This window comes from Corynebacterium sp. ACRPJ (assembly GCF_022347345.1).
GTDB lineage: Bacteria > Actinomycetota > Actinomycetes > Mycobacteriales > Mycobacteriaceae > Corynebacterium > Corynebacterium tuberculostearicum_D.
In genome coordinates this window covers 18,230-29,411 of the sequence record NZ_JAKRNC010000018.1, presented here as the reverse complement: position 1 = coordinate 29,411, position 11,182 = coordinate 18,230, and the positions used below count along the sequence as shown (strand labels likewise).

The following is an 11,182-nucleotide window of genomic DNA, read 5'->3' as shown; positions in this document are numbered from 1 at the left end:
ATGGAAGGAGCCCGAGTATCCGGCTGGAAACAAGCCATCAACCAAATGGCCGTGGCCTACCCCGACCGCTTCGACAAATACCTATAAACCCAGCCCCACACACAAACAACTTGACACGCTCCACACGATCGCCTGGTTCAACGCCTGCAGCAACAAGACTTCGATGCGCATCGAATCCGACAGCGCCCACCCGAGGATCCTCGGGGAGTACGCATCAGTGACAAAAGCTGTGTACACGAACCCTTTCCTGGTGCGCACATAAGCAATATCCGTCACCCACAGCCGATGAGGGCCAGGAGCCTTAAACTCACGATGTACCAAGCCTGGGCGAAGTTCCGGGCCCTTGGGTTTGCGCGTTGTGATTGGTGCCCTACTTTTGTTCTTTCCGGACAGGCCAGCGCTGCGCATCAGACAGGCTGTGTGCTCGCGGCCAATGCCAATGCACTGGCGGACCAGCACGCGCCACATCTCCCCGCACGCCGTAGACGCCGTAACTTTCAGCATCAACATCGCGACTATGCTCCACGAGAGCAGCGTCGCGAAGACTACAGTTCACGACAGTTGGCTCTTAGGTGCTTTGTGCCTCGGATACAAGCCTTGCAGATCCTTCATGCTGCGTACCGGCGCGCATTCTCGCTTGGCAATGTTTTGGGAAGGAAGAATGACCTCAACAAAAATGCCGGGAAGTGCGCTCACCCTCTATTAGAAATAGAGGGTTGGCACTGGGCGAGAAATAATTATGGTGGCGGAGGTAACTAAGTTCAGCTATCGTGACGAATGTACTATTGGTTGACCTTTCCAGTAAGGGTTACGAGATTGGTGGCAATAAATGCGTGTTTTTAGGTCTTTAGTTGTAGTAGCGACCGCTATGGCTGTCTGTTCTGCCCCGGCTGCCATGGCGGTTGAGGGGAGTTCTGGTTTGGAAACGGATGCTTACTCGGTTGTGGAGCTATCCGAAGGTGAGTCCATTTCGATCCCCGAGGGTTATGCGGCTGGAGTGGTGGAAGAAGATTCTTCTAGCCAGATGTTCCGTTCAGCTAACACTGCCCCATCGTGTGTTGAAGCGAAAATGGAAAAGGCTGCTGTCCAGGTGTATAACAATTGCGACGCGCCTATGAGAATCAAAGTTGTTATGACTTCTGTTACGTCTCCTATTTTGGGTTCCAAAGATACTTCTTGCGAACCGGTTGCCCCTCATAGTAGGAAAAATGTGAAGTGGGTTGTTCGTGGACTTGATAAGATAGACAGGGTAGAACTTTGCTAAGAAATATTTCTAAAGCCTCCAGGTGGATTATTTCTATTCCGGTTGCCTTTTCGCTGCTGTTCGTTAGCCCAGCTCCAGCTTTTTCGGCTGTGAAAAAAAATGAACTTGGCATGTACACAGTGAAGTGCCAAGTGGTGAAGAATGAACCGGGAAACCCAATAGTAGGGTTAGTTTACGGCAATCATAAGAAGGATCCTAACAAGGCTAAAGAAGATGCGGATTTATACACGAACAAATTCGGAAAAAATGTTCATAAGAGACACTGTGACACTCAGACTAGATATAAGAATTCTGGAGCTTTCACTGTAGACGGTGATCCGATTTAATATGTTGGGCGAAACTTGTCTTTTTACAACTTATTTCCTCGCTCGAGAGTCGGATCTGGAAAGATTTCATAAACAGTATTTAAAAAGGATAGATAAGGCTCGAGAGATCACAGAGATACTCTATGTAACTGACGAAATTACACATGGAGGAGATGAAGTAATTCGCGAAGTCATGATGCAAGATTTCCGTAGGGATATGCGAGACTTCGGCACTTACCCATTTGATGAAGATGAATGGGGTTTGTATAGCCTTTCATGTGTAGCTAAAGACGTTGACGAGCCCGCCAGTGAAGGGTCTAACATGTCTAGGCTATGGTATGACCTAGCTTTGGGCGAAGAGACAGTCCCTAGGGAATTTACCAGTCAAGTAGAAGCCGTTAATGTGTCGAGCGATGGCAGAGGGTTCCCTCTGGGATCTATTTGTGCTTGATTGAATATCCTGTATTTTCTGTACCCCAATTGCTTTATACAGAGATGATGGGATAAGTAGCAAAAAGGGGATGCGGACAAAACCCCTTCTGCTGCTTAGGCCGAGATGATTACTAACACCAAGAATGCAGGAGCAGATCACTGGCACGACGGTGATAGCTCTCACTGAAGAGAAGTAAGCGTTTCGCAGTGGGGGAAGGTGTGGTCGCTCGCGTTAAGCGGGAGCCACGCCTTGCATATTTTACATTGAGGGCGGCGTAAAAAATTGTGGCGATTTAAGGGTTTGCCATCAAAGTAGCAGCCCTTATTGATTAAATGGGTTGCAACTTCGGTTGCAGCCCCAATTCAAGGCAAACCGCGCACGATAGGGTACACCCTAGGTGAACGGTTTGGGGATTACATGCGGCGTATTTAACCTACTGTTCGCTAGGGTGGGTTCATAACCAATGAAACAGAACCGTCACTACCTCTAGACCTCCCAGAACGACCAGAGGTTGTTGTGGGTCAAAAAATTGGTTACGCCCGCGTCAGCTCCAAAGACCAGAATTTCGACCGGCAGACCGCAGCATTAAAGAAGGAAAAAGTCTTCCGCATCTTCACCGACACGGTGAGTGGTTCGTCCACCCAGCGCCCGGGCTTAGATGGGGCGCTTAATTATGTGCGCGCCGGCGGTCAACTCATTGTGGTGAGCATGGACAGGCTTGCCCGCTCTCTTATCGACCTCCACCGCCTGGTCGATAAACTCACCGAACGCGGAGTATCCGTCAAGTTCTCAAACGCTTAGAGAAACGGTCGTTGAGCTGCACAAAGAAAACACGGAGGACAAGCCGCCCTCGCTTTCGGATGGGGATTCGGAATATAATGAGGGTAAAGCACTTGAAAGAGGTGACTCCGACGATGGCCATTCGAACGAATAAGGCAAAGGGCAAGGTCACGGTTAAAGGTGATAAGCCTGCTGCTCGCGTAAAGCTTCGTCGCCGCGACCACATCACGCCTGAATACGCATGGCGCGTTCGCCAGGAAGCCCTCGAATACGCCCTAAAGGTTTTGCCGTAGGTTAGACCCTCTGGATAAGTGGGTCCATATCGGTAAATATGCGCACCTGACTTAGGGTATAAAGAAAGCGCCCGCGTGGGGCGCTTAGCGATGCTTGGGGCCGTCTCGGGGGCGGGGTTGGGTAACTATTAGGCGGCGATTTCCTTGCTGTCGGTGGGTGTGTCGTCGACGAGGTAGGCAGCGATGATCTCCTTGGTCTGGGTCAGGCTGGTCAGCGACATGTAGCGTTTTGCTGGATCCACTCATCGTGTTGTTCCGCAAGGACGGCCCCGACCAGCCGGATGACGGCCTCACGGTGTGGGAAGATCCCGACGACGTCGGTGCGACGTCGGATTTCTCGGTTGAGCCGTTCGGTGGGGTTATTGGACCAGATCTTGGTCCATACCGGTTTCGGTGCAGTAGTAAAAGCTAGCAGCTCATCGAGTGATTCCTCCAGGTAGTCGGACACATGAGGAAACTTCTGCCCACAGAACTCTACATGCGGTATTGCAAACCTTCCTTAAGGTGACGCGGGTGAAGTTGATCGGTGGTGGAAGATCAGACAAATGCGCAGGTAATTGAATGATTTGTTTTGTACCGGTTGGAGCCGGTAATCTATAAAAGCCCATTACGGGCAACGCTTGGACGACTAAGTACACAGCCCACACAGGGCTACTGAAATTAAGTGACTTTATTGTCACTACTGGCCAGGATTTCTTCTGGCTGGCGCAGGCTTTATGTCTGTGTTCTCGTGGCACATCCGTGTCGCGAGTCGGTAGCTGTGTGAAGGAGGGCTTGATGGAAATTCCGTCAGCGCATTTTGGCCGTAGGGCCCGTCGGGTAGTGCCCGACGACGCGATTGTGCGCGTCGAATTACGTTTGCCTGCGCCATTCGTGGCGAAGCTCTCTGCTGAGTCAGCGAATCGCGGGTGCTCCATGTCGCATGTGATGACGCAGTGGCTGTCCGAAGCAGGGCTTTTCCGTGGTGATGATAGTCAGGGTGCAGGGGGTGCATCTGTGACCTAAAACTGCTTATCGGACAAATCCGAAAACAAATTCAGGGCCCGATCCTGCACGATCGCGCCCTGTGGTCGCCGACGTTCTACCAAAACGTTGAGCGAAAGAATCCAATCACTTCACTTGGAGTTACATGAATGGAGATGCGTCTATTTTGTCATGCCTAAAAATATTTAGCAATTGTGCCTGCCGATCCAACGTTTTAAGTATGTGGGCGGTGAGCGCGCGTGGGTAGATTTACGGCTCTTGCAGCAGCAACGCCCGTTCTCGAGAGGCCCACTTCCAGGGACTATGTGCCCGGGGAGGTGTCGACAGTCTCGGTGATTGGTCAGGCGTCGCCGTCGCGGGTGCGCAGGTTGACTCGGCGTACGCTGCCGGATGAGGATCGTTATTTGCGGCTACGGGAGGTGGGAATCCACCGCCCGGCGGGGCCTCTGCGGAGTGAGGCTATCGCCCGAGCAGCGCTTGTCCAAGCTCATACGCGTGTTCTTGATGAAATTGCTGATGCTAAGGCGGCGCGGGTTGTAGCGCGGTACCTGTACGATGAGGCACTCGTGTGTGGCGTTGTTGACGAGGAGCGGGCGTTGACGCGTCCCGCTGTCGATCGGTGGCTTTTCCGTGATGATATTTTTAGTCGCAGGTCGCAGCGCACTTATCGCACGATTCTCTATGCTGCAGGCCGGACGTTGTATCCTCACGAATTTCCTGAACCGCATCGTCAACGAGGACCGCGGCGCAAAGCCGTTCCGGCGGCGGAGCTTTCGCTGGAGGCTGAGCTGTACGCCGTCGCTGCGAACCTTCGACCAATGTTGCGGGCGCAGTTGCTGACGATTTTGGATCTCACCACTGGGGCAGGCCTGTCGTCCCAGGAGATCCGGCAGCTACGCGGCAGCGACGTTTCTCCACTAGAGCTGCCCGAGCACACGGCAGTCCAGATCGCGGTGCGAAAACGGGGTGTAGTCTCTCGCGTGGTGCCTGTCGTGTGTCCCGTTCGCGGTCACCGGCTTTTGACGCGGGCACGCGATGTCGGTAACGGATATGTTTTTCCTATTGTTGGCGATTCCATGCCTCGAAACGCCGTCTGCCACGTGTCGGAAGAGCTCGTTGAGCTGGGGTTTCCTGGATTTAATGCTGCTGCGCTGCGGAATCGTTGGGTGGTAAAACTGGCCTCTGACCCGGGGGTGCCGGCTGCGATGCTGATGAAAATGGCGGGCATTGCTGATCTGCGTGTTCTCCATGATCTGGAGGCGGACCTGCCGCGGTATACACCGGAAGACGAAGCAAAAGCTTTGCTGCGATCTGAGGGGGAGTACCTCTGATGACAGTAGTAATGCAAGAGCAGAGAGTGATGATTTCCCCCGATTATGTGGAAAGTTGCGCTGCGGTTATTGAAAAATCGGGTGCGCACCAAATGATCGACTTTTATTTTCGCCAGGACCGTGGCGTGGGCGGACGGAAATCCTCCGGCCCGCGATATTCAATGTTGGGCGTGCTCACTGTGGGTTTGGCTTTGATTGGGATTCGTCGTGTGCCCTCGATGGCGGAGATCTGGCGCACCCTATGGACCCTAGAGCCTGCTCAGCAGGCCCGGCTCGACCTAGACCTTTCCTGCGGCGAGGGCACCTACAGGGCGTTTGCCATGTGGCTGACCCGGAGGCTTGAGCCGCTTGATTCACTGCCTGATGCTCCTGCGCGTCGTGTGAAAAATAGGGATCACCGTCGAATGCTGGCCGCACGCTCAATCGAGCAAGAACAGGCCTCCGAGGTTGCGTCCGAGAGGCTCCATCAAGTCGTCAACGCGCTGGTAGCAGGCTCAATCCATGAGCAAGCGCCCAAGGGATATCGCGGCGATATCGTCGCCGACGAGACCATCATCGACCTGGCAGGCCAGTCGACGGGACTAGGCAGTCGTGACACGAAACGCCGTGGCGCGGCCTACTCGGGTGGCTACTACATCAGGGATCGGGAGGATCATTCGTTGCATTCCGAGCTTGGCAATCGTCGCAGTACCAAAGGGGGCGTGGCCGTGGGTATTACTGCTGTATGTCGCGTCGGACCGCCACGAGCCGTGTACTCGGTCGCCCCGGTGATTACAGGAATTTCCATCGATAAGCCGAGCTCGGGCTCGGTGCAGGGATTGGCGCGAGCTATCCGATTTCATCAAGAAAACGGTTTTGACCAGCGCGTTCAACGTGGTCGTTTGCCGTTGTTGACCGTTGACATGGGCTATAACGCGAAAAGGTTTTTCAACGACGAATTGCTCGCTACAGGCTATGCGCCCGTGGTGCGCTATCCCAAAAATTGGCGAACAATTTTCGCATCTGACACCGCAGCTGGGGATGAACCTGCTAGTGGTCCTTTGCAAATCGCGGGCGAGTTTTATTGCCCTGCTGCACGCGACATTGCAGGCAACGGGAAGATCGTTCGCCGCACCATGGAACTGCTCGACGAAGATGACGGTTTCGAGCGCCAGGATGCTCGGCTCGAAGCCCTTTTCCCGTTGATCATGGGGACGAATTCGAGGCCTTATCGTGCGCGTCAAGGTCGTGGTCGTCCTCGTAAGGATGAAGCCGATACCGAGCGGCCCGTGAAAATTGATTTGGTCTGCCCTGCAGTACAGGGGCGAGTGCGATGCCCACTCAAACCGGCTTCGATGACACTGGCATCCGAAGACGCCCCGGAGATTTCACCGAGCTGGTCTGCCGATCACTATAAGTGCTGCGCGCGGTCAAGTATCACACATACGTTCACCCCTGAGCAGTGGAAACGCGCTCAGTGGGGACTTGTCCCCGGCTCCTGGGAGCACGCCACTTATTATGAGGCGGCCCGCGCTATTACTGAGCAGCGTTTTTCGATCATGAAATCACCGCATGTCACCGGGATGGACTCTTTTAAGCGCGGTGTTCGGCGTGAGCCGATGCTCTACATCACGCTCGCCTTATGGGTGGCCTCGACGAACCTTGCGATCCAAGAGTCATTCGAGCGGAAAACCGCAGGTCAAGACTCCATGACACGACGACTCCGCATGGTGCGTGAAGACACCGGCCGTGCCCTTGCCAAAGTCCCGCCCCGGACTTAATTGCCTGGGATTTGTTGTAAAACGCATGTTCTAATGCTCACCTGGCCTTTTCTAGGTGGGCATTTTTCATGTCCCCTCTTTGTGCTAGGCACTCTCGCCGACTGGTGAGGTGGCGATTCTAGGGGCGTATTTGTGCCACTAAGGGCGAGGGTGTGGGCGCAATTAATTCCCGGGAGATTTCATATCCACAGCTCGGGAGGCGCTTTTTGAAAAGCTGTGTTGAGCTGCCATCGTGAACATCACACCATGAGCAGTTGAACAAACTGCACCACCGGAAGTAACAAACTCGAAAGGGTATGTTACCTCCGGTTTCTTTCGTTTTTCAATCTTTGAGGTGCGAAGATTGCACGCGTGGGGATTTAGGGTGTGAATCCCACTGTCGTGGGGTTGATGGGGTAGTCGATGTTGCGGAAGCCATAGCATGAGTTGTTTTCAACTTGATCACGTTATGCCGCACGGCACGGTTCCGGATGTAACTATTGTTCCTACTGGACGAAGCTACAAGGACTTTCGTGCAGTTGATGCGGCACTCGGGATTGACAGAAAATACCGGAAAGAAAAGAGGGTGTCGGAAGCTTTGTGTATGAGGGTTGATCCTCAATCACGAAGGAGCGTGCGCAACAATGTCTGCCTAAGTCCCCGAAGAAACATGGTGACGCTGAGCGCGTCGCCGATATCAGCCGCCGGCTGATGGAGAACCCGGAAACCGCCAAGTTGATCCAGGAGCTGGGTGAATCAACCGCCGACGCCAACGAGCTGGTGCGTGGCTTGCTGCAGGCCACGATTAACAGTGGGCTCGGCGCGGAAATGGATGCACATCTGGGCTATGTCAATGGCGACCGGGCTGCTAAGGAAGCTGCCGGCCAAGCCAACAGCCGTAATGGCTCCTATCCCAAAACCGTGGACTCGGCATACGGACCAGTTGATATCAGTGTTCCTCGAGATCGAGCAGGCATCTATATGCCGCGTATGGTTCCCAAGGGCAGCCGCAGACTTACCGACCTTGATGACATGATCATTAGTTTGTATGCGGGCGGAATGACCGTGCGTGACATCGAACATCATCTGGCTACCACCATCGGCGTGAACTTGTCGCCAGATACCATTAGCGCGGTCACCGATGCGGTCTTAGAGGAAGTCACCGCGTGGCAGACCAGGCAACTCGACGAGTTCTATCCAGTCATCTTCCTTGATGCCCTACGTGTAAAAATCCGTGACAACGGACGCGTCGTCAACAAGGCGGTCTACATGGCTGTCGGTGTGGACATGGAAGGCATCAAGCACATCTTGGGCTTGTGGGTAGCTACCAATGAAGGTGCAGCATTCTGGTCGCGGGTGTGCGCAGAAATCGCCAACCGCGGTGTCAACGATGTCTTTATTGTCTGCTGTGAGGGACTGAAAGGCTTTCCCGAAGCAATCCAGGCAACATGGCCGGACTCCATGGTCCAAACCTGTGTGGTGCATCTGATTCGTGCCGCTAACAGGTGGGTAGCATACGGCGACCGGAAAGAGGTCTCGAAGCATCTACGAGGCATCTATACCGCTGTCAACGAGGATGAAGCTCGAAGTGCACTCGATGAGTTTGAGGCCAGCGAGCTTGGCCAGAAGTATCCGCAATCAGTGAAAGTCTGGCGCGACGCGTGGGACAAGTTCATTCCTTCCTGCAGTTCCCGCCAGCGGCAAGAAAGGTTATCTACACCACGAATTCCATCGAATCGATGAACAGTGAGCTGCGGAAAGCAACACGAAACCGCGTTCAGTTCCCGTCGGATTCAGCGGCAGTGAAGACGCTGTGGTTGATGATCTGTAACATCGAGGACCGTCGTGCTGCCCGCCGCGCTAAAGAAGGTGCCAAGGCTTCTGCTTCAGCCAAGCGACTTATCGAAGCCAGCAAGACCAGCAACTGGAAGCAGGCAATCAACCAGCTATCCGTGGCCTACCCCGACAGGTTCGCCGCATACTTGTAAATCAGTCCCCGTACACAAACGGACTGACACCCTCCATATGAATAAGCCTCAGAATACATAACCCCTAGTCAAAAGAATGTTTTGACAGGCTGAGTGTTCAAATTTTTCTTAAAATCCGGAAAAGTTATTAGTCTCGAAATCTCGCATTTGCGGCTATTGTTACAGCGTTCGTTGGGACGGTATGCCTTCAGAATCTTAAGATAAATATGACCCCCATCCGTACAAAATATAAGGAGTGCTGACTGTGCCTGAGACCAGGCAGGAATCTACCCCCCCATACTTTCACCCCCTCGATCAAGGTCAAGCGAGGCAATACGACGGCAGATCAGCCGAACTGACAGTTCACCACCTGGGTGAGGTGGAGCTGGCGGATTCTATTGTAGCATGCGTTGATCCCTCTACGCTTTTTCAACCCCAGCTCATAGCGGCGCTTTCCGGCAAGTATCAGGTGTACAACACGATTGCCAACGTCGAGCCTGGATCTTCCACCAATCACTGCCGTGTGAGTTCTCTAAGTATGGTATTTACTTCGGTGAAGGACGTGAAGGAGCGTACCGCCGTCCTAGAACGAGCGCATACTCTTGATAGCTCACCAGCATGCGTAGGCGTAGATGCGGGAACAGTTAGCTTTCTCTCGCAGGAGGCGGTACGTCGCTTGGGTGCTCTGCCTGCCGAGGAAAGTCAGCGCTTAAGCGAGGAGTGGACCGAATGCGTTGACCATGCACCCCCGTTGGGTATGAGCTGGAATCTTTCGCCCGGTGAAAACATCATTATTTCTGAATCGGGGTGGGGCGACGGCGCATACCCCGTTTATAAAGCCCTCGATGAAGCTGGAAATGTACTGGCATTACATATCGATTTTGAGGTTATCACCGATAATCCCGATTCAGAACCAACTGTCCAGCAAGAAGCGCTCTCTCCATCGGCACATCATCCGGGTGAGACAGGGCAACTATCGGTTTCAGCTTCCGGGTTTGAGGAAAATCGGGTCTTTGCCTCGGTAGGGTATTCCATGCTGTTTCTCATGTTGGCGTGTGCTTTTGCGAGGGTGTGGATGCATTCGCGGGGGCTAGAAGTTTCGTGGATACCGTGGCTTGTTGCGGCTCTGGGATTGCCGGTGGTAGCAGTGATAAGAAGGGACCGAAAGCGCGGGGATGAATCCTCAGTCTTTGCCGTTCCCTTTGCCTGCGCAGGATTGATACTTATGGCAGGCATGCAATTAGAAACACACCCATTGATTGCTTATCTTCTCTACGGAATATCCGGAGTAATTTTTTGCTTGAGTACGTTCCTGTGGAGTGGTCTTCCTCGTACTACTTACGCTCAGGTATGGGTTCTCTTGGGCGGGGGAGTGCTTTTGGCTGCGGTGAATTATCTTTCAGTTTTGGGGGACTTGGCGTGGACCCCGCCAACGGTCGGTTTAGCTATCACGCTCTCTTGCCTACTTCTTCCGTTGCTGTTTTTCATAATGGCAGGAACGGGTGCTTCTGCGGAACTCCCCTCCAAAGCGGCTGATATTTTGCGCGCTACAGTCGGCCCGCTGAACGGTATACAGGCGGACGACGCGGCGAATTGGTATATCGCCCACAGCGGTTACATCAATCTTTCTCCCCGTGCAGGAGGGCTGGCTCTTCTCGGCTTCATCGCCGTCGTCCCTTTTTCCATAGTGCACGGATATGTGTGGGTCATTTTTGTGGGGCTGGTTCTTTTACTAGCCTTATTTGCACTTCTCCGTATCAGAAGAGCTCAAAAGGCTCTTGGCGGCGATGCTTCAGCAATTCTGAAACAAGCGCGCAGGGCGTTGCCTCATTCTTATCGAGACCTAGTTCTATCGGGCATTTCGGTAGTCATCCAGTTCATAAGTGCCGGGGTTTCGCCGTTTGTACCTCTTCTGGGAGCGGCGGGGTTTGGCATCGCTCTCCTGATGTGGCTCTACAGTCTCTTGCCGCCAGCTCCTCAAGAATAAAATAGCCCCCTGCCCTACTCACACTGAATGGTGCGGATGAAGGCGTAGGGGGGACGTCCGATGCGCGGCCCGCGCGTCAAACTGATGGCTTTAGCTGGC

Annotated in this window: 7 protein-coding genes and 2 pseudogenes; 7 read left to right on the top strand and 2 right to left on the bottom strand. The window is 53.7% G+C overall.

All coding sequences use genetic code 11. The annotated features are described in order from the left end of the window. Positions 1-81: 81 nt before the first annotated feature. Positions 82-408: a DDE-type integrase/transposase/recombinase gene (locus MHY08_RS11825; protein ID WP_370658800.1), complete on the bottom strand. Its 327-nt coding sequence runs from the start codon at positions 406-408 to the stop codon at positions 82-84. A 460-nt stretch (positions 409-868) separates the two neighbouring features. Here MHY08_RS11825 and MHY08_RS10555 point away from each other — a divergent pair, with 460 nt between their 5' ends. The 3 genes from MHY08_RS10555 (at position 869) to MHY08_RS10545 (ending at position 3,075) form a co-directional block, all read left to right on the top strand. Continuing rightward, positions 869-1,264 (top strand): hypothetical protein, encoded by a 396-nt coding sequence (locus MHY08_RS10555; RefSeq protein ID WP_239228746.1) that lies wholly within the window; start codon positions 869-871, stop codon positions 1,262-1,264. A gap of 1,254 nt (positions 1,265-2,518) precedes the next feature. Beyond that, on the top strand, positions 2,519-2,803 hold the full coding sequence (locus MHY08_RS10550) for a recombinase family protein (RefSeq protein ID WP_239236622.1): 285 nt from the start codon (positions 2,519-2,521) through the stop codon (positions 2,801-2,803). Positions 2,804-2,916: 113 nt separating this feature from the next. Beyond that, on the top strand, positions 2,917-3,075 hold the full coding sequence (locus MHY08_RS10545; protein ID WP_239228744.1) for a hypothetical protein: 159 nt from the start codon (positions 2,917-2,919) through the stop codon (positions 3,073-3,075). 128 nt (positions 3,076-3,203) lie between these two features. Here MHY08_RS10545 and MHY08_RS10540 read toward each other — a convergent pair. Continuing rightward, positions 3,204-3,490, bottom strand: a pseudogene (locus tag MHY08_RS10540) (transposase); the annotation flags it as partial. Positions 3,491-4,655: 1,165 nt separating this feature from the next. Between MHY08_RS10540 and MHY08_RS10535 the strand changes: the two are divergent. From MHY08_RS10535 to MHY08_RS10520, 4 genes and pseudogenes are all read left to right on the top strand, one after another. Next, positions 4,656-5,390, top strand: a complete 735-nt coding sequence (locus MHY08_RS10535; RefSeq protein WP_225746187.1) for a hypothetical protein — start codon at positions 4,656-4,658, stop codon at positions 5,388-5,390. Positions 5,391-5,419: 29 nt separating this feature from the next. After that, positions 5,420-7,150 carry a hypothetical protein gene (locus MHY08_RS10530; protein WP_239236621.1) on the top strand — a complete coding sequence of 577 codons (1,731 nt, stop codon included), beginning with the start codon at positions 5,420-5,422 and terminating at the stop codon, positions 7,148-7,150. 690 nt (positions 7,151-7,840) lie between these two features. Further along, positions 7,841-9,117: pseudogene (locus MHY08_RS10525) on the top strand (IS256 family transposase). Positions 9,118-9,361: 244 nt separating this feature from the next. Further along, positions 9,362-11,083 (top strand): DUF4241 domain-containing protein, encoded by a 1,722-nt coding sequence (locus MHY08_RS10520; protein ID WP_239236620.1) that lies wholly within the window; start codon positions 9,362-9,364, stop codon positions 11,081-11,083. The last annotated feature ends 99 nt before the right edge of the window (positions 11,084-11,182 follow it).

Coding starts and splice junctions, on each gene's coding strand:
- MHY08_RS11825 (WP_370658800.1), bottom strand. CDS start 408: ATGCGCAGCGCTGGCCTGTCCGGAAAGAACAAAAGTAGGGCACCAATC.
- MHY08_RS10555 (WP_239228746.1), top strand. CDS start 869: ATGGCTGTCTGTTCTGCCCCGGCTGCCATGGCGGTTGAGGGGAGTTCT.
- MHY08_RS10545 (WP_239228744.1), top strand. CDS start 2,917: ATGGCCATTCGAACGAATAAGGCAAAGGGCAAGGTCACGGTTAAAGGT.
- MHY08_RS10530 (WP_239236621.1), top strand. CDS start 5,420: ATGATTTCCCCCGATTATGTGGAAAGTTGCGCTGCGGTTATTGAAAAA.